Source organism: Chryseobacterium sp. C3 (genome assembly GCF_014218905.1).
Taxonomy (GTDB): Bacteria; Bacteroidota; Bacteroidia; order Flavobacteriales; family Weeksellaceae; genus Chryseobacterium; species Chryseobacterium mucoviscidosis.
In genome coordinates this window covers 410,621-433,255 of the sequence record NZ_JACLCU010000002.1, presented here as the reverse complement: position 1 = coordinate 433,255, position 22,635 = coordinate 410,621, and the positions used below count along the sequence as shown (strand labels likewise).

The following is a 22,635-nucleotide window of genomic DNA, read 5'->3' as shown; positions in this document are numbered from 1 at the left end:
AAATTGAGACGGGGTGGTCTTATCAACCCCATTTAAAAAATAAAAACAACCAAAAACAAAAACCATGAAACCTGAAATGCTGCAAAAAATTCTTGAGGAAAATGTTCTCTCAAAAGAATCCAAAGAAAAACTTTCTGCGCTTCACGACCGTATTTCGGCGAAGGAATTTTCTGATCTACTGGATGCGGAAGGCAATCAGTATGTGGAATTTGTGCAGGAAGGAGGCGGAGTCTGGGGAAGCGCACTGGTAGGTTATCTGTACGGACTGGAAATTTTCGGGATCCGTTTTCTGAAAGTGGCGGGAACGAGTGCAGGAGCGATTAATACGATGCTGATCGCCGCGTGTAAAACCAAAGAAGAAGCCAAAAGTGAAGTGATTAAAGATATACTCTTCAACTGGAACTTCTCCGACTTTATGGATGGAAAACCGTATGTAAAAACCACCATCCATTCCATGCTGAATAACAAAAACTTCCTGAAGATCAATTCCATTATCGCAGGAATCATTATGCTGATTCTCGTGATTGCGCCTTTTGCCATTTCTTCGGAAACGACGCTGAGAGCCAAACTGCTTTTTCTGGTTCCTATCATTCCGATCATCATTGCTTATCTGTATTTGAGAAAGTTATATAATGATCTGAAAAAAGCCAATTCAGGATTAAATCCCGGAAATACTTTTCTGAATCAGATGAAGGATGTTCTGGATGCTTTCGACATTAAAACAGTGGCTGCGCTGAATGATAAATTTGTAAAAAAAGGCAAAGACCTCAACCTGAATTACCGTCATGGCAACGAAACACAGTACTATAATATTGCCTTAGAAAGCATTGAAGAAATTCATCAGAACAATAAGGAACATATTGATGAAATCCGGTTTAAAATATTCTATGATGGAGTTATTAACAACGAATATTATAAAAAAGATCCTTTCTATTCCTTAAAATCGGAATATATTGTGATTACAACGGATATTAACGCCAAAATAAAAGTGGAGCTTCCCACAATGGCAAATCTGTACTGGTCGGAAGAAGAGCTTAAAAAGATCAGTCCGGCTGAATTTGTGAGAGCTTCGATGTCGGTTCCCTTCTTTTTTGAGCCTTTTCAGAAGCAAATCGATAAAAATGATGATTCTGTAAAATATGCATGGAGATTCTGGATGAATACGAAACAGGAAGACATCAATCCTGCCGGAGTTTTTATTGATGGCGGAAGTATTTCGAATTTTCCAATCGATCTTTTCCATTCCACTGATATTTTTTATCCGAGAATGCCTTTATTCGGAGTACAGTTAACCAGCGATTCTGATATTCAGTCTGAAAAAGGAAAAACCAGTGCCGAAATTTTAAAATCGCCTCTCTCTTTTGCAGGTAATATTATTGATACTTTAAAAGGTTTTAACGACAAAACTTTTCTCACCAAACATACGTTCTACCATCTTTTCAGCATTCAGACCGTGAACTGCGGAACCAGCAACTGGCTGAATTTCTTTATGCAAAGAGAAGAAAAAGAAGAATTGTTCAACCGCGGATTTTCGGCTGCCTTAGATTTCCTCAGTAATTTCGACTGGCAAAAATACAAATGCGAAAGAATGATGGTTTCCATGAAGGAGAAAAAGATCCTGAAGGAAGAGGATACGAAAACGGTGGGGTAAGGAATTTTGAGTAATTTAACTAAAACTGTATAAATCTGCTTTTTATTAAAAATGAATAAATTTTCAAATTTACTTTACTTCACACTTATTTTTTATTTTTACGGATGTGGAAACAGTTTAAGTGAATGGACTATTGATGAATTATATGCACAGAAAATTGAAGGAACTTCAAAAATATTATACAAGTATAATGCTTGGGGAGGACTTGATTCTAATGCCAATGGATTTATAATTTTAGATTCGTCAGAAGATTTTAAAATTAACCTAAAAAATGAACTTCCTTTTTATTTCCTCTCAGAAATTCCAAACAGTTCGCATATCGAAGGTATTACTCACGATTGCTATGGTTCTTGTGGAGAAAGTTATAATAAAACAAATCCCATCTATAGACCAATGAAAACTGAAAATAGCGTTAGTAATGAAATAAATGTAATTACACGAATCTTCCAGTATCGTGGCTATTCCGAAAAAGATCATGCATTAGAACGTTATGTTTTTGAAAGATTTAATGAAACTTCAGATAGCTTATTCTTTTATAATCTAAATGATGTTGAAAGTTTGGATGGAATTCATCTTGATGAATTAAAAGTAAAAAAAGGAGAAATTTATCTACAGGAAAACAATAAGAAAGAGATAAAGAAAATAATTATTGAAGATGTAAAACTAAATCTGAAAAATAAAAATATTGAACAGATAAGAAGTATTTTTCTGACTCCAAAATATCTAACGAAAAATACAGAATTTTCAGAAAGAGGAATATTCAGACAAATTATACTTACAAAATAAATGTAAAATATGTCCGGTTATATAAATATCTATAAACTCGACCCCATTAAAATAAAGGAAAAACTTTATCCTATGCTTATTAGTACAGAACTTCCGGAAATTTATATTCCTGAAACCGAAAGATTAATACATAATTTTAAAAAGTTTTTGCAAACTAATAAAGATGATTGGAATTACCGGGATGCTTCTTTTGAAAACATTATACAAAAGCTGACTGTTGAGAATTTCAATCTCACTTATGATGAATTTACTGCAATTAACGACTGGTTTAGATGGTATCACAGAGATAAGATAGACATTGATGAAGTTATATTGGATGATTATGGACTTATTGAAATAGGAAGTCTTCATACGGGGTTTGAAACATCAGCATTTCTGAATTTAGGATGTAAAGGTATCGAAGATTATCTATTTCCAATCCGAAAGCCTGATTTTGAATGGAATGAAGGACATTTCCCTCTAAATTCTAAAGAATTAATCTTAATGATTGATTACATGCTTATTTTATGTATTAAGATTTCATTATTTTTAAAAGATTCTGAAGCTGGAGATATGATTAAAGACTTCCAGCCAAACTCCTTTTCTTACATTCAAGAGCTGAAATTAAGCGTAGAACAACACTTACAGTCTTATCTTTTAAAGAATGATGAAACAGTTTATCATGAAGAAATGAAACAGATGTTTGAAGGGTATAATGTACATTTTGCCTACCTGTTAAAAGCAATGAAGAATGATTTGGGCAATTATGAAGGCTTACTTTATAAAGAAGATCATTACTGATAAAATTTAAAACATTGAAGTTGTTTAAAGAACTTTGCTCCTTAAAGAGCTGAATCTGTGTAGAAATAAAAATAGATCTATCAATCAATCCTACGGATTGATATCTCTAATACAATAAATATTCTAAAGATAGCGTTCCTATGGAACGCCGAACATCTTCCGAATATGATTTCTACACAGATAAAACTCTATAGAGTTTTCTAGCATTTTACTTAAAACAATTTTATTCTAACAATTTTCATTATCACTAAATTTTAAGTAAAAAATCAATGAAGAAACTTATTTTTGGGAAACAAAAAGTTCGGATATTTCATAAATTGATTTAAATAAAAACCATATACACCAAGCGGAATGATAAGCAAAAAAGACCTTCGGGAAAACCTCTCCCTTCCGACATTTGAAAACAGCAGTAAAACAGAATTATTTCAGAATAATGTGCTGCGTCCTGTTTTAAAATTACAAAATGATATTTTCATCCAGATATTCAGAGACTATGCAATGAGAAAAATGTCAGATTTTACTTCTCTGAAAAACGAGCAGAAAATAAATTTCACGGAACAAAGCCTGCAAAAAGATATTGCGCTGAAAAACACCTTCGTCGGAATAACAATCGGAATGCTCACTCCGGAAGAAATAACGGTCTATCTTTCCGACAGCAAATCCTTCAATAAAAGGATCATTACGATGCTTTCGGAAAGAATCAAAAGTCAGATCGAAGCTTTATAAATCAATAGATAATTGTTGAAACTACGGTTTGTTCCACATCGGATTATGTTTTAAAACCTCATCATACACAGGACAGCTTTTTGCATGGGAACCTTTCAGATAACCGATGCTCATCAGGAATTCATTTACGATTTCTCCGCCTGTAAATTTGAAGGTCTTTTTGAAAAGCTTCATCCATTCCGGCAATGTTTTGGGATGATGATGTTCCAGCCATTTTTCAAAAGAACCGAATTCTTTCTGAAGTTCTACAATTGTTTTTGCATTTTCTATGGCAGCATTTACCTTCAGCTTATTTCTGATGATTCTAGGATCGTTCAGCAGTCTTTCCCGGTCAGATTCACCGTAAGAAGCCACTTTTTGAATATCAAAATCATCATACGCCTTTCTGAAACCCTCTTCTTTCTTCAGAATGGTTTCCCAGCTCAGCCCTGCCTGATTGATTTCCATCACCAGTCTCCCGAACAGTTCATTATCATCATGAATCGGAAAACCATAATGCTTATCATGGTATCTTTTGTGCAGTTCTCTCCTGCTTTCAGGCTACATTCCTTCAATTGCCGCGCAATAACTCATTGTTATTATTTTTTGTGGATAGTTAAGTGCAAATATAAGCACCGGTAATGACAACTGTATGGCAGGAGCGGTAAAAATTTATTCCCGAACACCAATCTCAATCTTCCATACTGCGATAAAAATATTCAACAGTGCAACAAAAATCTTTAACAGTAGAATAAAAATGCTTAATACTGCAGTAAAATTACTCAACACTGCTTTAAAGATGGTGTAAAAAGTAAAATTTATTCTAAACAATACACCGTTTCATGTAAATACTAAATGAAAAATAATACACAGTATTAATAATCTTCTAAACAGTGCATTAAAAGCATACAAACCTCTAAAGATGAGGGATTAAAGTGTATATTTATTTTCCGAATTTTTAAAATAATTATACAATGGGAATCTTAAAAGAAGAGTATGTACCGATTGCTGATGCATTACTAACCAGTTTAGCTAGAGACTTAGCTATTTTTGAAGCAGAAAATCATTTGTTCAATGCTTCCTATCTTTCGGCAATGCAAAGCAAGACGGATGAGGTAAGGGCAAAGGAAACCGGAGACGCATTGCTGATACAGCAAAAGCAGACCACGAAAGAGCTTTATACATTGGGCAAAGAACTTTCGAAACCCATGAAACTGCTGAACCTCGTTTTTGATAAAGCCGGAATAAAAAATTCTTTAACCAGCGATGTCCTGAAAAAAGTAAATAAAAGAAATTTTGAAGGCGTCCTGATGGGGCTTAAATCTCTGAAAGATGTTGTTGCAGCCAACAACGCTCTATTAACATCCTATGGAATGAAAGCCGATACCGAAACGGTACTGCAAAATGCGTTTGATGCCATTACGGCAAAAAGCAATGAGCAGAGCAGCTTCCAACAGCAGAGAAAAGCCTTTACCTCTGCCAACAAAGGCATTTACAGGGAGCTTTATGCCTATATAAGTGATGTGGCAAGATTGGGAAAAATTATATTTCAGGGAGAACAGAAAGCTTCTGAATACACGCTTGAAAACCTTATTGCTATGGTAAATTCTTCCAGAAAGAACAAATCTATAGATGATACCCAAAATAAAGGATAACCTTTGAAAAAAATTTTGATGCGTTATAAAAAGTAATATTTTTTATTTCTATATTAGCATCCATAATTTTAACGAAACAAGCGTAAGCTATCATACTGGATTAAGAAAACTGCGAATCTTCTTTATGCATCCAAAGAAATGATAGACTTACGCCCGTGTATCTATAACTGGCACGGGCTAAATCTTTCTGGATGCAGGGTTCTTCGCAGTACCTCTTAACCGATTGGCTTTTGCTCCGTGCCTTTTGCATGATTCTATCTTCTGATCAATTTTGTCTAAGGCTTTTTATTAAAATTAATACGACAGCTTTTGCCGTACCGCAAATTTATTTTTGCACATGAAAATGTTTAATTAAAAAATCTGAAAACGATGAAAACACTGAATAGGTCGGGATAAAATAAACCGTAAGACAAAAAATGTAAAATATAGGATTCTCCCTATGTTGAAATATCAAAAAAAATTATAATTTAACACTCGAAAAAAAATTAATAACAAATGAAAAAAAGTTATTTCATAATGCTTATGGCATTAGCATTCTTATTGCAGGGATGCAGAAGCGGAGATCTTGCAGAGATGCAGGATAACCCCACAGAAACACAACACTCTTCTAAAAATTATGCTTCACTAGACAAATTTCTGCAGGTAACAGGAATACGGAAAGACGACCTGTATAAAGATGTTTCTTTTTCTAAAGGAACATCTTCCGCCGAAGAATTTGAGGTAAACACAGACAAAATTCTGGAAACCATCAAAAACCAGCAGGTTACTGCGTTTTCCTTCATTGTATATCCTAAAAACGGAAGTACAGTAGAACAGCAGAACAATAAAGACGTTTTTTATAATATGGCGTATCTGAAGAAAGGAAACCATTGGGAAAAATACATCCTGAAGTACACTGTAGAAAAAGGATGGCTTTCTTCTCTGGACACACAGCCCAATAAACCTTTTAACGGAAGTATTGCGATGGTCTACCCGAATGCTGCTGCCTCAAAGACATACGTCTGCGGTTTTTCGGCAGTTCCTGTTTTTTACTGTTGGGCAGGGCATACCGATCCTAATGATGATGACTGTGGAAGTTGCTGGCACTGGAATACGACTTCCATATTATGCGATGACGGATCTACAGCAAACCCAAATCCGGATGACGGAACAGCAACAGGAGGGGCAAGTGGATTTGAGACCAATCTTCCTACCGAAGAATATGAAGCCATGATGGTACAGAAGTTTGCTTCTTTTATTAATAATTTTAATCTGAATTCTTATGGTTTTTCCACAGAACTCAAATCAAAACTTTTCCATTTCTACCTGAGTTTACAGGAGGATGATTATATTATCAGCCAGTTACTTTCTGCTTCGCCTACCAACTCACCTCAAAAGGCAAATCTTCTTAACTGGGCGATTGATTATTTTAATGCAAATCTATCTACCATGCCTGTTGATGAGTTAACAACCTCTACTAAAAGTTTTTTAACTTGGGGAAGTAATTTCTTTATTCAGAATCCTACAACAACTTGGCAGCAGTTTGAATATCTCATATATAATAAAACAATATATGAAACTTCATTAGGAGATGATGACAATAACATTACGGGAGGATATGATACTACGATTTATGATAATTTTGACCCATTACAACAAAATTGGCCTACAATTCCAAGTATAATTCCTATTGGTAGTTTCATTGGATGGGGATATCCCGGAATCAAAAGAAATTGTATGGATTATGCGAAGGCACAAATTGCAATAAAAGGATTTCAAATATCTAACTATGGTGCACCAGGACAAACTTACCAAATTTATAGAGAACAAACTGGAGTTAATCAATCTAATTTAATTGCAGGACTAAGTTATCTAAAATATGCCCTATCAAATAATATACCTGTTATTGTTGGTGTACATGATGCTCCTGGACATCCTGGTAATGCTGATCAAACTACTGATCATTTTATAGTTATAGTAGGTATGGGATCCGATAATTCTGGTAAATATTTTACATTTTATGATAACGCATCAGGAAGTGCAAGTTTAGGAGCCAATCCAAATAATAAACTTTATTATAATCAAGCTACAGGTATAATCTCAGGAACTTCCGCGACTCCATATGCAAACGGATTAATTTATATATTAACACAAATTAGAAAAAGCAAATTGAAATGAGAAAGTGTTTAATTAAAGTATTGGTAATTAGTAGCATTATATTGCTCCAAGGCTGTAAAGTTCAGTATTCAGATTTAAGTGTTTTGCAATTAAAAGTACAAGATATAGGTAAAATATGCTTAAATAGTGATGAAAAATCCAATTTAAGTAAAATATCAAATATAAAAAGCAAATATTTTACTTCTGCAATTTACACTACAGTTGATGGTAAAAACATATGCTTTCCAATTAATGATAAGACTTTTGACTATAATTATTACAAGCTAAATGAAGACAACATACATACAAAAGAGATAAAAATATTTTATAAAATATTCAATGTAAATAATAAAGAAATAAAAGTTGTTTACAAAATTGATCAACAGTGAAAAAAATATTTTATTTAATAGGAATTTTATCTATTGTTTCGTGCAAAGACTACAATGAAATTATCATTAAAGATGCTTCCAAAGACACTTTAATTGAAATTCAAAGTAAAAGCGCTACACCGACAAACCTAATTTTTAAAATAGATGGTACTATTGATGATACATGTAAAATCATGGGTGTCCCGATAACTAAAAATAATTTAGGAAAAGATATTTCTGTGGACGCTTACAGTAAAAAACTTCCAATAGATTATAAAGCTTTTAAAGTAAAGAAAGGAAACATCGTAATTAAATACAAATATTGAGACATTTATAAATTCATAATTTTCACCGATAAAAAGTTGCTTTAAATATGAATAAGTACATATTTTTATTACGTATCGTTTTTATCATTGCATTCATAATTCATTTAATCATTAGATATTTGAATCCTTTTTCCGAAGATGTAAATGATAAATTATTAGCAGTATCTCTTTATGTTTCTATTATAAGTCTTGTTAGTGTATTACTAATTTATATACTTAGATATTATTTACGAATACAAGATAGAAAATAATAGTATGGAAACAAATGAAATAAGTCCTGGAATTGTTTGTATGGCAATCTATCAAATACTATTAATTTATTTTGTTTGTAAAATTTACAAAAAGCTAAAATGAAAAGTCAGACCGCAGAAAATTTCTGCGGTTTTATAAAATAAACACAAATATGAAAAGTCTATTTATTTTAATTTTTTCTTGTCTATTTACGGTAATCTTTTCACAAAATATAAAATGTGAAACTACTGATTATGTAAAGAATATTGATAATAGAGAATACTCTACTTACCAATATATTAATTCAAGTTATAGTCAATCAAGACCGCTAATAATATTCATTACAAGTAGTGACATTTTTATGAAAGTACATGAAAAAGTTCCAATTATTTTTTCATCCAAACAAGAATATACAGATGTGTATTTATTGGGTATAAAAAATTTTAATAAAAATAGCATTGATCAACTCGATGAGAAGATTATTAAAAACTTTATTGATGATATTATAAAATATAGAAATTTTCATAATTTACAACAGAATAATATTGAATTTATTTCATCAAGGGTTAGTTATCTTGAAGATAACAATTTATGTAAATTTCTAAATTGTAAGAGGGTAAGATAGCTTTTATTTTAAAACCGCAGAAAAAATGTCTGCGGTTTTAAATATATTATATAAATCATGATTGGAATTAGTGAGTCTGCAAACGCCTATGGAGTTCCTGGAGGTATAAAATCTATAAGGATTTGGGAATTTAAACCATAAATATTAATAATATGAAAAATAGCATTTTAATTATTCTATTTCTTATTTTAAATAATGCTTCTTTATTTTGTCAACAAATTACAAAATCAAAGAAAGTAAAAATTGGGAAATATACATATTCATTATTTTTAAAACCTTCTTACTTTTATGAGGATGACATATATAATATAAACTATACTATTTCAAAGAATAACAAATAACAATCTTTGGGTGGTTTTTTGTCCTATAGAAAAAATATAAGGTCTCGAAATGAACCATCATTAGGTGAAAATTTACCACCAAACAGATTAGAAAAATTGAAAGAGTGGCAAGTTATAGGAGAAGGAAATATGATGATTGATCATAAAAAAAGAATGATAACTACTAAGTTTATAAATTATTTTAAAATTGATGAATCAGAGGCAGATTCTATTAAAAATATATATAAGCAAAATAAAATTGGCTTTTTTGAAACTGTTTTAATAAAGAAATATAATAACGGAATTGAGAAGATTTTATACAAAAAATAATTTAAAATCTATCTACCACGCTTGTTGATGAATTAATAACCTCTACTAAGAGTTTTTTAACTTGGGGAAGTAATTTCTTTATTCAGAATCCTCAATTTAATTCACACTTTTCTATACATCCAGAAGATTTAGAGAAAATAAAGTTTTCAAATTTTAATCCTACAGATAATAATGAATTTAAAATGGCAAACTCAATGGCTAAAATGGTTACAGAGTATCTAATCGCAGATAAAAATGGAACGACTTCTTCTTGACAGAATAATCAGGTTGGGAATCAGGAACACGTGGATTGAATGATTATGATGGCGACTCTACAAATGACAGTATAATTCCAGACAAACCAAGAGGACAAGGAATTCATCTTGGCGGGACTATTGGCGAAACGTTTGGATGGTATGAAATTATAACTATTCCTTAAAAGTAAATATATTATGAAAAAATACCTTTTTATCATTATTTTAACTTTCTTATATTCTTGTAGTGATGGACCACAAGCAACATTTGATTCTACGTTTATAAAAGCTAATCCTAAAAAAGAACTCCCCTTTAATAAATTAGTTGGAACATATAAACTTGATAAAGATTCTAAAAAAAGATATAAAATTAGTGATACAGTGAGTTTTTTTCTTGAAATAAAAAAAGATACATCATTCGTTTTAGCAAATAAAATTAATTATAAGGATAGAAATATTAATTATGGCAATTTTAAATTTAAAACTAACTATATCAATGATTTTAAAGAAAAAAATCCGAGTTTAGGTTTACATACATATGTTCAAGACTTCAATGGTGGGGGAACAATTGATATTTATTATCGTAAAAATGATAGTGCACTTGTTCTACTTATTTATACACAATTTGTTGAAGCCACAAAAGAAAATAATATGAAGTATAGAGAAGGAGATTATTTACGTTACATAAAAATAAAAAAATGAGAAAACATTTAATATTATTGATGGTTTTCATGTGGGGTTTATTTTATTCTCAGAATAAAAATTTATCTTTTAAAGATATTTCTTTTACTCAAAAAGATTCTATTATCAATTTAGAAGAATATAGGAAGGGACAGGAGAAGGCAATGGTAAAATTTGAAAGTGAGATGGGTTTACTGATGGATGGACTTTTTGAGTCTTTAGGCGGAAAAGCAAGGACAAAAGCAATAGATAAAAAAAAATCTGACAGTATAATTAATTCCTTATCACAGAAGGATTTGGATAATTCTATTATAGTCTATCATTACAAAAAAGTCGATGAAAATATCTGGAAACGATGGGAAACAAAAGAAAACAACGACATACTGAAGTATCCTGTATTTACTGATTTTTCTAAAGGAAAAGAATATTATGAATATCCTTACAACGGGATACAGGAATATTCCTATATTTTTGAACGAATAAAAGATTTAAAAATACAAGAGTTTAGAAAAGAGAAGAAAAAAATATCCGAAATACAATGTTTCAAAATAAAATGTTCTTATTCTCAAATTTTTAAACATCGTAAAATTGACGGAATGCCTGAGTTTCCAGACAAAATAGAGCTAATGGAGTCGGAAATGTGGGTAACAGAAGAAATAAGATCCACATATCATCCTGCGTTTAAAGTAAAGGAAATATTGGAAAAATATTATCCTTTATACATAAAACAAAGAAGTTCTCTGGTTCCGGGTATGATTAGGAAAATAGCTTTACACGATTTTAATTAAAAGAAACCCGCAGAAAATTTCTGCGAGTTAAAAATAATAAACTGTGATCATACTATTTTTCCTCTTAATTATTGTCGTAATAATTATAGTTATAGGTGTCGTTTCTCTTCTCTTATATACACTGGTTATTTCAATCAGAGAGTTTAAAAAAGGAAATCAATCGCTTGGTTATCTTTTTCTCGGGCTATTTTTGCTCTCCGCATTGATCTTAGGCTATAGCTATATAATTATAAATTAAAGGTAATTCGATATTAAAATCATGGAAATACACTTAGAAGAATTCAGTTTTGGACTATTCGCAATACAAACACTTATGTTTCTATTGTTAATCCTGCTTGTCTATTTTGTTTACAAAATTTACAGAAAGATAAAGTAAAATTTTAAACCGCAGAAAATATCTGCGGTTTTATTATATTCAATTAGAAAATTTTTGGCATTTTAATTAATGCACCCCACTCAGATCAATCTTCTCTTTGCTTTTTCGTTCCTTAATAAATAAAATGAACGGAATACAGACAAGGAAGATCACTCCCAGATAAAGGAAAACATCCATGTAAGAAAGGACGGTTGCCTGTTTCGTTACAGAAAGATCAAGCATTTTGTAAGCGGCGTTCATTGCGGCATCGGGAGTCATTCCTTTTGCGATAAAACTGCCTTTCAGAGCCTGTAATCTTTGCTGTACCGCAAAATCGGTCTGGTCGAGGTGCGAAATAAGATTCACTCTGTATTTCTGGCTCGCATTGGCAATGAATGTGGTGATCGCAGCAATTCCGAAGGAACCTCCAAGCTGTCTCATCATCCCTGTAAATGCAGCTCCCTGTCCGATTTCCTGCCCTTTCAATGTACTTAAGGAAAGCGAGGTGATCGGGATAAACAATAACCCCAGTCCGGCTCCTCTTACGATAAGCATCCAGAAGAAGGCATCTTTTCCTGTGTCCGGAGTCAATATTTTATATCCCCAGAAACTGTAGATAAAGAAGATAAATAATCCCAACGAAACCAAAATCTGCTGTTTAGCTCCTTTTGAAAGCAGTCTTCCGATAATCGGCATCATGAAAGCCGTCGTTAAAGCTGCCGGAATCATTAAAGCACCCGACTGAAGCGCCGTCCATCCCAGGATACTTTGGGTATATAAAGGAACGATAAATGTAGATCCGTACAAACCAAATCCTAAAACAAAGGACATCACGGTTCCGATTCTTAAGTTTCCGTTTTTCAGAACCCGGAGTTCAACAATCGGATATTTAAAGGTAAGTTCTCTCCACAGGAAAAGGATAAATCCTAAAACCGCGGCGGCTGTAAAGAAAACGATCATTCCGCTGGCAAACCAGTCTTCTTCATGACCTCTTTCCAGAATAAACTGTAAGGAACCTACGGTAATTGCCAATAATGCAATTCCAATCCAGTCTACATCGGAAATCTTTCGTTTTTCGGCATATTTCGGACTTCTTACAAACTGAAGCGTCATTAAGGTTGCCGCAATCCCGATCGGAATATTAATATAGAAAATATATGGCCAGCTAAAATTATCCACAATATATCCTCCCAAAGGCGGACCCAATGTAGGACCGATAATTACCCCAAGTCCGTAAATTGCCTGTGCCATACTTCTTTTTTCCACGGGATAAGATTCCGTGATGATGGTTTGTGAAGTTACCAGAAGCGCTCCCCCACCGATTCCCTGCATAAGACGGAAAAATACAAGCTCCCAGATATTGGTTGCATTTCCGCATAAAAAGGAGAAAACGGTAAATATAATGATGGAAGCCGCAAAATAGTTTCTTCTCCCGAACTGCTGGGAAAGCCAGCTCGTCATCGGAACAATAATTACGTTTCCGATCGCATACGCGGTGATTACCCATCCTACTTCGGAAAGGGTGGCTCCAAGATTTCCCTTCATTTCATTAAGGGCAACGTTTACAATCGTGGAATCCACTATTTCAAGCAAAGCACAAAGTATTGCCGTAATCGTAATGATTACTCTTCGGGCTCCGTATTCTACTAATGAATCTTGCATAGTTTTTTTAGTGTTGTATTAAAAATCAAGAGATTTGAGATTCGGAAATATGAACAAGTTTTTACGAACCAACTTTGTTCTCTCATCCATGAGATGAGGTTTCAGAAAAATTTAGCTGATTAAAATTTCATCAAAGTATTTCCAAATCTCTAAATTTCTCAATTTTAAAAAAGTGAATTGTCAATAATCATCCTCTGCATGGTCTTATTTTTACCTCTGCATTTTCCTCTTCATGATCTGTCTTCATTAAACCGGAATTCTGCTGCATCGTTCAGCTTCATCATTTCAACATCAATTTTCTTCTTCATATCCGGCAACCGCTTCATTTATCGTCTTCATTTCCTGTTTCCTCTTCATGATCTTTCTGCATTACACCGGAACCTTCTTCATGGATCAACTTCATCATTTCCACATCTATCATTGATCTCTCTTCATTATCCGGCATCAGCTTCATCATCAATCTTCAAATTCATTTCATTAAAAAATGACTTCTCCTTCAAAAATTGACAATTCACTTATATATTTTTTTGATAATCCGTTATTAATTATACTGCTTTTTAACGCAAAGATCACTAAGATTCTTTTACATACTAACTGTTTTTAAGTTCGCAAAGTCGTTTCACTCAGCAAAGAACTCAAAGATTTTTCAATTATGACAAATTACAGATAATCATATATTTTTTTGAAAAAAAGTGAATTGCAGTTATCAATCTTTCATTGTCAATTCTACTACTTCATTACATCTCATAACCGATCTGCTTCTGCATTGCTGACAATTCACTTATTTTATATTTTTATTTTAAAGAAACTTCTGCTTTTACATTCATTCCTGTTCTTAATCTTTTGGATACATTTTTATCCAGATTTACAAAATCGATTTTTACAGGAAGTCTCTGTACTACTTTTACGAAATTACCACTCGCATTATCCGGAGGAAGTATAGAGAAGGTAGCTCCGGTTGCAGGAGAGAAAGAACTTACCACACCGTCAAATTCTCTGTCCGGGAAAGCATCAATCTCGATTTTCACTTTTTGTCCTTCCACCATTTTATCAATCTGGGTTTCTTTGAAGTTGGCAATTACCCATTTCTGGTCATTTTTAACCAAAGAAAACAATTGTGAACCTGCCTGTAAATACTGTCCTGCCTGAATTGGCACTTTTCCTACATATCCGTCTTCCGGTGCTACAATTACCGTGTAAGATAAATTCAGTCTTGCATTTTCCACATCCACTTCTCTCTGTTTTGCAACGGAATTTGCCACTCCGATCTGCTGAGAACTTGCTGCGGTCTGAGAAGAAGCGATATTGGTTTGCTGTGCAATCTGGTTTCTCTGATCGATTAAAACCTGAAGCTGCTTATCTGCAGACTGTTTTGCTGCCAGAGCCTGCTCATACTGCTGTTCTGTAATAGAGTGGTCTTTCACAAGATTGGCATATCTTTTTAAATCCTGAGAAGTTTTCCAAACGTTTACTTTTGCGGCTTCAATCTGTGCATTCGCCGTAGTAACAGCAGCTTCAGAAGAATTTATATTTTTTGAAGTTGCCGTTGTGGAAGCCTGTGCATTAGAGATGCTGCTTTTTGCTGTTGCCAAAGCTGCTTCTGCCTGCTGTAAAGCCATTTTCTGATCTCTGCTGTCCAGAATAACCAGAGTATCTCCTTTTTTTACAAACTGGTTGTCTTTCACTTTTACTTCCGTTACGTATCCTGAAATTTTAGAAATTACGGGAGCCATATTGGACGCGATCTGTGCATCGTCTGTTTCTTCATGAACCTGCCCGTAAGAATAGGTTCTGTAACCGTAGATTCCTCCGCCGATTAAAACTACTGCTAATATGATAGGGAAAACTAAACTTTTTTTCTTTTTAGGTTCAGCCGTTTGTGTAGTATTATTTTCCATTGTGGGTATAAGTTCTTAATTTTATTTGTTTGTTAAAGTTCCGGTGGTCTGTAATAGTTTTCTGTAAGCTAAAGCGGCATCTGCTTTCGCATTGATCACTCCTACGTTCGCTGAAATCTGTGCAGCATCTGCATCCAGAAGTTCCGTCATCGTAGCCAAACCGTTATCATATTTATTTTTTGTAATTCTGTAATTTTCGTTAGCCTGTTCTGCAGATTTTTCGAAAACGGCAATTCTCTTTTTAGAATAATCTGTGTTCTGATATTCTCTGTTTACATCCAGCTTGATGTTGTCGTTTAACAACTCGTTGGTTGCAGCCAACTGCATTTCTCTGGCTTTTGATTGTTTAAGCGAAGAGTTTTCTTTCCATAGGTTTGAAAGATTGTAAGAAATTCCTACGCCTACATTTACCGCATTATAGATCGTTAAAAACTTCGGAATATCTGCCGCCACATAACCTCCTGTAAAAGCAATGGAAGGAAGATTTTCTGCTTTCGCGGATTTTGTTCCCAAAGCTGCAGCCTGTCTCTGTTTGTCCAAAGCCTGAAGATCTTTACGGTTTTCTCTGGCTTCATTTAAATAGAAATCAAGCGGTTTTACTTCATTTCCTTCATCTATATAATTCTGGTCTACTTCGATTTCTGTGGTTTCCGGAAGTCCAAGCAATAAATCCATATTGATATTGGCAATATTGTAGTTGTTTTTTGCTTCCAGCAACTGAAGTTCGATGTTTGAAGTCTGCAAACTTGCTTTTAAACGGTCATTTCTCGCAATTACTCCATTGTTTTCAAGTTTAAGGAACGTTTCGTCTCTCTTTTGGGAAGCGGTAAGGTTTTCTTCTAAAACTTTAATGGACTGGTTGGCTTTAAACAAATTATTGTAAGCCTGTGCTACGTTATAAGCAATGGCTACTTTGTCGTTTTCAGTAGTTAATTTAGATGCTTCCACTAAATATTTTGCAGATTCTATTCCGTATTTTATTCTTCCTCCGCTGTAAATCGGAACGCTGACATTCGCTGATCCGTAGGCAACCTGATGAACTTCCGGACCTGCTCCTGAAACTCCGGGAAGTTTAATATCAATATTCGGTTTTAAAGGAAGATACATATAGCTTCCTGAAATTTTCAGCTCCGGAAGCTGTCTGTTTTTGGCTTCCAAAAGATTGGCTGTAGCTTCTTCTATTTTTGCAGCATCAATTTTAAGATTTTTGCTGTTCTGGATTCCCAACTGCACGGCATCATCAAGAGTGAGGGTCTTTTTCTCCTGAGCATTTGCGTTTGCAATCCCTACGAATAGAGCGAGCGCAAGGACTGAATTATTTATTTTCTTCATAACCTAGAAGGTCTTTTAGTAGATATTTAATATGTTTATTAAGTTCTGTGTAATATTTTTCATCAAAAACTTCCTCTTCATTGGTGTCGTTAAGGAATTCCTTATACATTTCTTTGGCATTAGAAGCGTAAAATAAAGTTCCGCTCACCGTGGAATGAAGGAGATAAATGGGAGGATTTTTTGTGAAAATTCCTTTCTGAAGACCGCTTTCCAGAATTTTTGAATACATGGAAATAAATCCCATTTTGGTTTCCTTCAGAAATTCTACGATCTGCGGGTTTTCTGCATGAAGCTGCTCTCTCTGCATAATTCTGTAGAAACATTTGTTGTGTCTTACCTTTCCTGCAAACTGATCTACGATTTTTTCAACTTTTTCCCATTCGTTGATATCGGTTCTTTCAATAATATCTTTGGAAAAAAACTGTCCTTCGCTCATTCTGTATTCTACCAGTTTCTCGTACAGTTTTTCTTTAGAACCAAAATAATAAGAGATCATAGAAATATTCACATTTGCTGCTTTAGCAATTTCTCTTGTTGAGGTTCCTTCAAAACCTTTCTCGGCGAAAAGCTTTTCTGCGGCAAATAATATATTCTCTTCTTTTGAAATCATCTTTTACTCTGTATCTGTTTTTCGAGGTGCAAATCTACAACCAATTTTCCATAAATCAAACGATTGATTGATTTTTTATTGAAATTTAATTTTTTTTTAATCTTAAAGTTCTCAGAATGGAAAAATTGTTATATTTGGATTCAATTAAAAATTTAGATCATGAAAAAAATAATTTCTGTTTTAGCCATCACTTTATTCACTTTCAACTTTGCACAGGAAACTCCGAAAGGCGCATGCTGCGCAGGAAAAGACAAGAAAGAATGCTCGACAAAAGATAAAAAAGCCTGTGGAGATCATAAAAACTGTGATGCTAAACACAAAACAGCAGAAAACAGTTCTAAAACGACCGATAAAAAAGCTTCTAAAGTAAAGAAAGCAGCTTAAAATAAAAAACTCCGAATTCGTTTCGGAGTTTTTTATTTAGCTTTTATGTATGTATCTTGATAATTTTATCCCGAGATCCGTCCAGACAATTTTAGGATTTCCGTTTCGGGTTAAATGCAGATCGGCTGTATTGATTTCTTCCAGAATGCTTTCAATATTCGCGCCGCTGATGAATTTTGAAAATCCCATCCAGTTGAAGCCATTCGCATCAATCTTTTTATAGACTAAATTCTCAGACTGATAGTTCTGCAGCAAAGCCAGTCTGAAAATTTCGGAACAATAGTTTAAGAAGTTTTTCTGCTTTTCCCGGTTCCAGCCTGCAATTTCTCTTGCCCAAAGAATGATGCTTCGCAGAAATTCAGGTTTCTTTTTTACCATAAATGCATCACGAACCCACTGAACAAAAAGCTTTTCGAACTCATCAGTTTTGTTTCCGGATTGTAAAAGCTTTAAGGCTTCATTAAGGTCTCCCTGAGCCTGATGGATGATCTCCCCTGTCTTGTCTTCTGAAAGATTATAATTTTTTTTCAGATAAATTTCCAGATCTTCATCGTTTATTCTAGGTACCTCTACAATCTGCGTTCGGGAAAGAATGGTTGGTAAAATATCGTTGGTAGATTCTGCGGTAAGCAAAATAATTGTTTTCGCTGGAGGTTCCTCTAAAAATTTCAGGAATTTGTTGGATGCTGCGACATTCATTTTATCTGCTCTCCAGACAATGAGAATTTTAGTTCCGCCTTCGTAACTTTTTAAAGAAAATTTCTGGTTCTGTTCATCAATTTCATCTGCCGAAATAAAAAGCTGCTTGTTTTCGGATTCTAAAACAGCCGTCCATTCATCATATCCCGCATACGGAGATTTAAGAATCATTTCCCTGAATTCATCAAATTTATTTTTGCTTAATGAGTTTTTATTATCTGTAAAAACGGGAAAGCTGAAATGCAGATCCAAATGATTGAGATGCTCTACTTTCGCACCGGCGTGAGGATTTTCACTGCTCAGAATTTCTTTAGCATACGCCAAAGCAATCGGCAATGTTCCGTATCCTTCTTTGCCGACGAAAAGCTGGGCATGGCTTACCCTGTTTTCGGCGATACTGTCTCTAAGAAGTTTTTTCAGACTTTCCTGTCCGGCAATGTTCTCCCAATTCATGATTCAAAGATATGAAATTTGTAATTCGCAGAATGTGAATTTTTACTTTGCAGGTGAATTTTGCGTTGCAAATGAATTGTGAATTTTATCATGCAGTGTATTGATAATGTATAAAAATTCACAACCAAAGCGAATTTACAATTAAGAATTCATCATAATTATAGCTATTCATCCCCCTTAACAAACTTTAACCTCTTATAATTTTTACAATTCATTAATATTTAAGATATTTGCGCATTGTTTTAAAAATAAAGAATGAAAAAAATCTTTGTACTATCATTGATATCAGTTGGATATTTCCTTAACGCGCAGAACCTGAGTAATTCACCTTATGCAACTTACGGAATCGGAGATGTAAAATATGATAATACGATCGAAACTACCTCAATGGGAGGTATATCTACCGCTTTTATAAGTGATTTTACAAGTAATTTCAATTTTGCAAACCCTGCAAACAATGCTAATTTCGAGCTTACAAGTATTAAGCTGGAAGCTACCAACGAAAACAATTACTTTAAAACAAACTATAATAATACGAAGTCTACCAAACATTCTACGTATTTATCTAATATTTCTATTGCTTTCCCTTTGTCTCCAAAATTGAAGATGGGGATTTCTTATCAGCCGTACAGCTCAAAAAGCTACGATATTATTCACAGAGATACGCTTTCTGCGGGTAATATCAGAGCCAACAGATTTAAAGGAAGCGGAACTTTGAATACGGTACAAATGGCTTTAGGATATAAAGTGAACGATAAACTTGCTGTTGGAGCAAGAGCAAATTATTATTTCGGGAATCTTTATGACCTTAATGAACTTGCTTATTCTAATGCAGAATTAATTAACGGATACGAAACGAGAAACAGCATCCACAATTTCAACTTTACTTTAGGAGCTAGCTACCAGAACCTGAATACAAGTACAGACAAAAAACTTACGATCGGAGCTACTACTACTTTCGGAAATACGAGTAACATGACGACCGATTATGTAAACAGTACGTATTTCTATTCTGATGCAGGTGCTACTGTAAAAAGTAATGAAAGCATTATCGACCAGAAAAGTACAAAATCTAAAAATCTTTTGCCATTACAGGCTTCTTTAGGGGTAGGTTATGGAGAAGAAAACAGATGGTTCGTTTCTCTTCAGGGAGATTATAAAAAGGGGGAAAATATTAATTATTTCGGAAGTACGCTGGATCTTCAGGATTCTTACAGAATTTCTGCCGGAGGTTGGTATTTACCGAATTATAATAATTTCAGAAGTTATTTTTCGAGAATCGTTTACAGATACGGAGCCTTTTATGAGAAAGGAAATCTTCAGATTGCAGGGCAGAACATTAATAAGTTCGGTATTTCCGGGGGAGTTCTTCTTCCGTTTAAAAACAGCAGCATAACGAGAATGAGCGGTCTAGAACTTGGTCTTGAAGTAGGAAAAAGAGGAACTACTAAAAATAACCTGATCAATCAGAATTTTATAAACCTGAGAGTTGGTTTCAATTTTGCGGATAAGTGGTTCAGAAAGACTCTATACAACTAAAATGAAGTTATTTAGAAACATATCATATAAAAAAAATATAGCATACCTTTTTAGTTGTGCTATATTTTTTGTGATAACTTCCTGTGAAGAAGATCTTACGAAAAATAAAGGTAAACAAAGCAAAAATTTCCCTTCACAGATCATTAATAATGCAAATATCATCCAGAGAGATTCCGGGTTTGTGACGATGAGGGCAAAAGCTCCGATCATTGAAAAATATGAGCTGATCGACAGTCCTTATACGGTTGCAAGGAAGGGAATTGACATTCAGTTTTTCGACAAGAAAAAGCCAAAAATTCCCGGAACAATTAAAGCAAAATACGCTAAATTCTACGATTACAAAAAGTTTTACGAAGCGAAAGGAAACGTAAGAATTACGACTAATGAAGGCGATAAATTTGCCATGCAGAGCATTTACTGGGATCAGGTAAAGAAGAATATCTACACCAAAGATACAGTGTATGTAACGAGAAAAGACGGAAGTACGCTCATCGGCGCACACGGAATGCATGCAAAAGATGATTTTTCCGAATATGTTTTCTTCCAGAATTCAGGGGATTTTGCGGCGCCTGAAATATCTCAAAACAAAAAATAATCAAATGGTTTTCCATGCGGTCGGATTGATGTCCGGAACAAGTTTAGACGGACTGGATATCTGTTTTGCCAGATTTGAAAAACAGGATGAATGGACATTCAAAATACTGAAAGCAGAAACACTTCCCTACTCTAAAAGCCGGGAAGATAAGCTTAGAAAATCTATTTATCTTTCTGCAGAAGAACTGCTTGAACTGAACTCAGAATACGGTTTTTATTTAGGAAAATCGGTTAAAAGTTTTATTGAAAAGCATCAGATAAAAACAGTTGATCTCATCGCTTCTCACGGTCATACGGTTTTTCATCAGCCTCAGAAAAAATTTACTTTACAGATCGGCGACGGAAGAGCAATCAATTTAGAAAATAATGTTTCAGTAATTTACGATTTCAGAAGTCAGGATGTTTTGATGGGCGGAAACGGCGCTCCGCTTGTCCCGATTGGCGACGAATTATTGTTTTCGGAATACGATGCCTGTCTGAATCTAGGTGGTTTTTCTAATGTTTCAATGAAGATTCAAAACAGAAGAATTGCCTTCGATATTGCCCCAGTCAATATTATTCTGAATAAATTAGCTCAGAAATTCAATAAAAATTTCGATGAAAACGGTGATTTAGCGAGAACAGGAAAAATTAATGAAGACTTACTGTCTAAATTAAATTCGCTGGATTTTTACAGCCAGTCTCATCCAAAATCATTGGGAATTGAATGGTGTAACGAGAATATTTTTCCTCTTTTTGGAGATATTGAAACGGCAGATATAATGGCAACCTTTACAGAGCATACTGCAGAACAGATTTCTAAAATTTTCAATATTTATAAGTTAAAAAGAGTACTTTTCACAGGTGGCGGAACGTATAATCAATATTTAATTGAAAAGTTAAAAGCCAAAACCAATGCTGAAATTATTATTCCTGAAAAAGAGATTATTGATTTCAAAGAGGCTTTAATCTTTGCATTTATGGGAGTTTTAAGATACAACAATGAAATCAATGTTCTTTCTTCTGCGACGGGAAGTTCCCGTGACCACAGTTCGGGAATCATTGTTTGAAGCATAAAAAAACCTTCATTGCTGAAGGTTTTCGTTTTATTTGTAAACTTCGATCTTATCGGTAAGTGTATTAATGAAATTCTGAAGAGGTTTTTCTACCATCATTTTAATAAACGGGTTGAATTTTCCTTCAAACAGCATCTGAACTTCGGTCTGATTTTCATTTAGAGGGTTTAAAGCCGCTGTTAAAGAAAAATCTAAGCTTGAACTTGCAGACTTCAACACTGCTTTTTCATCGGTTACTTCATCAATTTTCAGAGCAATTTCCGGCATTCCCTGTAACCCGAATTTAAATCCATCTTCTCTCGTTTCAAATTTCTGAAGACCGTCCGGCATGAAATCTTTGTAATTTTCCGGCGATTTCAGGATTTCTACCAAGTCTTTAGATGATTTATTAACAATAATCTTTCGTCCTTCTAAATTCATTTTTTATTTTTGTATTTAA

At 33.8% G+C, this 22,635-nt stretch carries 24 protein-coding genes; 16 read left to right on the top strand and 8 right to left on the bottom strand.

Annotated features, from left to right (window positions below):
- The first annotated feature begins 64 nt into the window (after nucleotides 1-64).
- The 4 genes from H6W53_RS05810 (at nucleotide 65) to H6W53_RS05795 (ending at nucleotide 3,943) form a co-directional block, all read left to right on the top strand.
- The gene (locus tag H6W53_RS05810; protein WP_185205186.1) at nucleotides 65-1,651 is read left to right on the top strand and encodes a patatin-like phospholipase family protein; all 1,587 of its coding nucleotides are present in this window, start codon (nucleotides 65-67) and stop codon (nucleotides 1,649-1,651) included.
- 51 nt (nucleotides 1,652-1,702) lie between these two features.
- Nucleotides 1,703-2,437: a hypothetical protein gene (locus H6W53_RS05805; RefSeq protein ID WP_185205185.1), complete on the top strand. Its 735-nt coding sequence runs from the start codon at nucleotides 1,703-1,705 to the stop codon at nucleotides 2,435-2,437.
- A gap of 72 nt (nucleotides 2,438-2,509) precedes the next feature.
- The gene (locus tag H6W53_RS05800) at nucleotides 2,510-3,217 is read left to right on the top strand and encodes a hypothetical protein (RefSeq protein ID WP_185205184.1); all 708 of its coding nucleotides are present in this window, start codon (nucleotides 2,510-2,512) and stop codon (nucleotides 3,215-3,217) included.
- Between the two features lie 351 nt (nucleotides 3,218-3,568).
- Nucleotides 3,569-3,943 carry a glyoxalase gene (locus H6W53_RS05795; protein WP_185205183.1) on the top strand — a complete coding sequence of 125 codons (375 nt, stop codon included), beginning with the start codon at nucleotides 3,569-3,571 and terminating at the stop codon, nucleotides 3,941-3,943.
- Nucleotides 3,944-3,964: 21 nt separating this feature from the next.
- Here the strand turns inward: H6W53_RS05795 and H6W53_RS05790 are convergent, their stop codons facing one another.
- Nucleotides 3,965-4,465 (bottom strand): DNA-3-methyladenine glycosylase I, encoded by a 501-nt coding sequence (locus H6W53_RS05790; protein ID WP_185205604.1) that lies wholly within the window; start codon nucleotides 4,463-4,465, stop codon nucleotides 3,965-3,967.
- Between the two features lie 431 nt (nucleotides 4,466-4,896).
- Between H6W53_RS05790 and H6W53_RS05785 the strand changes: the two genes are divergently transcribed.
- From H6W53_RS05785 to H6W53_RS05750, 8 genes are all read left to right on the top strand, one after another.
- Nucleotides 4,897-5,577 carry a hypothetical protein gene (locus H6W53_RS05785; protein ID WP_185205182.1) on the top strand — a complete coding sequence of 227 codons (681 nt, stop codon included), beginning with the start codon at nucleotides 4,897-4,899 and terminating at the stop codon, nucleotides 5,575-5,577.
- Nucleotides 5,578-6,072: 495 nt separating this feature from the next.
- Entirely contained in the window at nucleotides 6,073-7,734 is a 1,662-nt protein-coding gene (locus H6W53_RS05780) for a hypothetical protein (protein ID WP_185205181.1), read from the top strand.
- Nucleotides 7,731-8,102, top strand: a complete 372-nt coding sequence (locus H6W53_RS05775; RefSeq protein ID WP_185205180.1) for a hypothetical protein — start codon at nucleotides 7,731-7,733, stop codon at nucleotides 8,100-8,102. Before H6W53_RS05780 ends, H6W53_RS05775 begins: the two co-directional genes overlap by 4 nt.
- The gene (locus H6W53_RS05770) at nucleotides 8,099-8,407 is read left to right on the top strand and encodes a hypothetical protein (RefSeq protein ID WP_185205179.1); all 309 of its coding nucleotides are present in this window, start codon (nucleotides 8,099-8,101) and stop codon (nucleotides 8,405-8,407) included. Before H6W53_RS05775 ends, H6W53_RS05770 begins: the two co-directional genes overlap by 4 nt.
- Before the next feature lie 403 nt (nucleotides 8,408-8,810).
- Complete coding sequence (locus H6W53_RS05765; RefSeq protein ID WP_185205178.1) at nucleotides 8,811-9,263, top strand: hypothetical protein; 453 nt, start codon at nucleotides 8,811-8,813, stop codon at nucleotides 9,261-9,263.
- Between the two features lie 347 nt (nucleotides 9,264-9,610).
- A complete protein-coding gene (locus tag H6W53_RS05760; RefSeq protein WP_185205177.1) occupies nucleotides 9,611-9,913 on the top strand; it encodes a hypothetical protein in 303 nt (100 codons plus the stop codon).
- 431 nt (nucleotides 9,914-10,344) lie between these two features.
- Entirely contained in the window at nucleotides 10,345-10,848 is a 504-nt protein-coding gene (locus H6W53_RS05755; RefSeq protein ID WP_185205176.1) for a hypothetical protein, read from the top strand.
- Entirely contained in the window at nucleotides 10,845-11,615 is a 771-nt protein-coding gene (locus H6W53_RS05750; protein WP_185205175.1) for a hypothetical protein, read from the top strand. The genes H6W53_RS05755 and H6W53_RS05750 overlap by 4 nt, the downstream gene beginning before the upstream one ends.
- A 442-nt stretch (nucleotides 11,616-12,057) precedes the next feature.
- Here H6W53_RS05750 and H6W53_RS05745 read toward each other — a convergent pair whose 3' ends face one another.
- The 5 genes from H6W53_RS05745 to H6W53_RS05730 all read right to left on the bottom strand — a co-directional run bounded on the left by H6W53_RS05745 (nucleotide 12,058) and on the right by H6W53_RS05730 (nucleotide 17,472).
- Entirely contained in the window at nucleotides 12,058-13,632 is a 1,575-nt protein-coding gene (locus tag H6W53_RS05745) for a DHA2 family efflux MFS transporter permease subunit (RefSeq protein WP_087711370.1), read from the bottom strand.
- Nucleotides 13,633-13,954: 322 nt separating this feature from the next.
- Nucleotides 13,955-14,089, bottom strand: a complete 135-nt coding sequence (locus tag H6W53_RS21625) for a hypothetical protein (RefSeq protein WP_262889533.1) — start codon at nucleotides 14,087-14,089, stop codon at nucleotides 13,955-13,957.
- Between the two features lie 337 nt (nucleotides 14,090-14,426).
- Nucleotides 14,427-15,530, bottom strand: coding sequence for an HlyD family secretion protein (locus tag H6W53_RS05740; protein ID WP_076394746.1), 1,104 nt, complete (start codon nucleotides 15,528-15,530; stop codon nucleotides 14,427-14,429).
- A 21-nt stretch (nucleotides 15,531-15,551) separates the two neighbouring features.
- Complete coding sequence (locus H6W53_RS05735) at nucleotides 15,552-16,862, bottom strand: TolC family protein (RefSeq protein WP_185205174.1); 1,311 nt, start codon at nucleotides 16,860-16,862, stop codon at nucleotides 15,552-15,554.
- Nucleotides 16,846-17,472 carry a TetR/AcrR family transcriptional regulator gene (locus tag H6W53_RS05730; protein ID WP_076394742.1) on the bottom strand — a complete coding sequence of 209 codons (627 nt, stop codon included), beginning with the start codon at nucleotides 17,470-17,472 and terminating at the stop codon, nucleotides 16,846-16,848. Before H6W53_RS05730 ends, H6W53_RS05735 begins: the two co-directional genes overlap by 17 nt.
- Before the next feature lie 159 nt (nucleotides 17,473-17,631).
- On the opposite strand from H6W53_RS05730, the gene H6W53_RS05725 reads away from it, so the two are divergent.
- On the top strand, nucleotides 17,632-17,856 hold the full coding sequence (locus tag H6W53_RS05725) for a hypothetical protein (protein ID WP_185205173.1): 225 nt from the start codon (nucleotides 17,632-17,634) through the stop codon (nucleotides 17,854-17,856).
- Nucleotides 17,857-17,892: 36 nt separating this feature from the next.
- Here H6W53_RS05725 and H6W53_RS05720 read toward each other — a convergent pair whose 3' ends face one another.
- Complete coding sequence (locus H6W53_RS05720) at nucleotides 17,893-19,008, bottom strand: ATP-binding protein (RefSeq protein WP_185205172.1); 1,116 nt, start codon at nucleotides 19,006-19,008, stop codon at nucleotides 17,893-17,895.
- Nucleotides 19,009-19,263: 255 nt separating this feature from the next.
- On the opposite strand from H6W53_RS05720, the gene H6W53_RS05715 reads away from it, so the two are divergent.
- The 3 genes from H6W53_RS05715 to H6W53_RS05705 are packed head-to-tail and all read left to right on the top strand — an operon-like array spanning nucleotide 19,264 to nucleotide 22,190.
- Nucleotides 19,264-20,547 carry a hypothetical protein gene (locus H6W53_RS05715; RefSeq protein ID WP_087711379.1) on the top strand — a complete coding sequence of 428 codons (1,284 nt, stop codon included), beginning with the start codon at nucleotides 19,264-19,266 and terminating at the stop codon, nucleotides 20,545-20,547.
- 1 nt (nucleotide 20,548) lies between these two features.
- A complete protein-coding gene (gene lptC, locus H6W53_RS05710) occupies nucleotides 20,549-21,142 on the top strand; it encodes an LPS export ABC transporter periplasmic protein LptC (protein ID WP_185205171.1) in 594 nt (197 codons plus the stop codon).
- A 4-nt stretch (nucleotides 21,143-21,146) separates the two neighbouring features.
- Nucleotides 21,147-22,190 (top strand): anhydro-N-acetylmuramic acid kinase, encoded by a 1,044-nt coding sequence (locus H6W53_RS05705; RefSeq protein ID WP_185205170.1) that lies wholly within the window; start codon nucleotides 21,147-21,149, stop codon nucleotides 22,188-22,190.
- A 36-nt stretch (nucleotides 22,191-22,226) separates the two neighbouring features.
- Here H6W53_RS05705 and H6W53_RS05700 read toward each other — a convergent pair whose 3' ends face one another.
- Entirely contained in the window at nucleotides 22,227-22,616 is a 390-nt protein-coding gene (locus H6W53_RS05700; RefSeq protein WP_116096489.1) for an SRPBCC family protein, read from the bottom strand.
- Nucleotides 22,617-22,635: the final 19 nt, after the last annotated feature.

What these genes read in the sequence shown, in the direction of transcription:
- H6W53_RS05725 (WP_185205173.1), top strand. Translation starts at nt 17,632, where the DNA reads ATGAAAAAAATAATTTCTGTTTTAGCCATCACTTTATTCACTTTCAAC.
- H6W53_RS05730 (WP_076394742.1), bottom strand. Translation starts at nt 17,472, where the DNA reads ATGATTTCAAAAGAAGAGAATATATTATTTGCCGCAGAAAAGCTTTTC.
- H6W53_RS05720 (WP_185205172.1), bottom strand. Translation starts at nt 19,008, where the DNA reads ATGAATTGGGAGAACATTGCCGGACAGGAAAGTCTGAAAAAACTTCTT.
- H6W53_RS05705 (WP_185205170.1), top strand. Translation starts at nt 21,147, where the DNA reads ATGGTTTTCCATGCGGTCGGATTGATGTCCGGAACAAGTTTAGACGGA.
- H6W53_RS05775 (WP_185205180.1), top strand. Translation starts at nt 7,731, where the DNA reads ATGAGAAAGTGTTTAATTAAAGTATTGGTAATTAGTAGCATTATATTG.
- H6W53_RS05795 (WP_185205183.1), top strand. Translation starts at nt 3,569, where the DNA reads ATGATAAGCAAAAAAGACCTTCGGGAAAACCTCTCCCTTCCGACATTT.
- H6W53_RS21625 (WP_262889533.1), bottom strand. Translation starts at nt 14,089, where the DNA reads ATGATGAAGCTGATGCCGGATAATGAAGAGAGATCAATGATAGATGTG.
- lptC (WP_185205171.1), top strand. Translation starts at nt 20,549, where the DNA reads ATGAAGTTATTTAGAAACATATCATATAAAAAAAATATAGCATACCTT.
- H6W53_RS05805 (WP_185205185.1), top strand. Translation starts at nt 1,703, where the DNA reads ATGAATAAATTTTCAAATTTACTTTACTTCACACTTATTTTTTATTTT.
- H6W53_RS05735 (WP_185205174.1), bottom strand. Translation starts at nt 16,862, where the DNA reads ATGAAGAAAATAAATAATTCAGTCCTTGCGCTCGCTCTATTCGTAGGG.
- H6W53_RS05700 (WP_116096489.1), bottom strand. Translation starts at nt 22,616, where the DNA reads ATGAATTTAGAAGGACGAAAGATTATTGTTAATAAATCATCTAAAGAC.
- H6W53_RS05750 (WP_185205175.1), top strand. Translation starts at nt 10,845, where the DNA reads ATGAGAAAACATTTAATATTATTGATGGTTTTCATGTGGGGTTTATTT.
- H6W53_RS05765 (WP_185205178.1), top strand. Translation starts at nt 8,811, where the DNA reads ATGAAAAGTCTATTTATTTTAATTTTTTCTTGTCTATTTACGGTAATC.
- H6W53_RS05785 (WP_185205182.1), top strand. Translation starts at nt 4,897, where the DNA reads ATGGGAATCTTAAAAGAAGAGTATGTACCGATTGCTGATGCATTACTA.
- H6W53_RS05745 (WP_087711370.1), bottom strand. Translation starts at nt 13,632, where the DNA reads ATGCAAGATTCATTAGTAGAATACGGAGCCCGAAGAGTAATCATTACG.
- H6W53_RS05780 (WP_185205181.1), top strand. Translation starts at nt 6,073, where the DNA reads ATGAAAAAAAGTTATTTCATAATGCTTATGGCATTAGCATTCTTATTG.
- H6W53_RS05800 (WP_185205184.1), top strand. Translation starts at nt 2,510, where the DNA reads ATGCTTATTAGTACAGAACTTCCGGAAATTTATATTCCTGAAACCGAA.
- H6W53_RS05715 (WP_087711379.1), top strand. Translation starts at nt 19,264, where the DNA reads ATGAAAAAAATCTTTGTACTATCATTGATATCAGTTGGATATTTCCTT.
- H6W53_RS05755 (WP_185205176.1), top strand. Translation starts at nt 10,345, where the DNA reads ATGAAAAAATACCTTTTTATCATTATTTTAACTTTCTTATATTCTTGT.
- H6W53_RS05810 (WP_185205186.1), top strand. Translation starts at nt 65, where the DNA reads ATGAAACCTGAAATGCTGCAAAAAATTCTTGAGGAAAATGTTCTCTCA.
- H6W53_RS05740 (WP_076394746.1), bottom strand. Translation starts at nt 15,530, where the DNA reads ATGGAAAATAATACTACACAAACGGCTGAACCTAAAAAGAAAAAAAGT.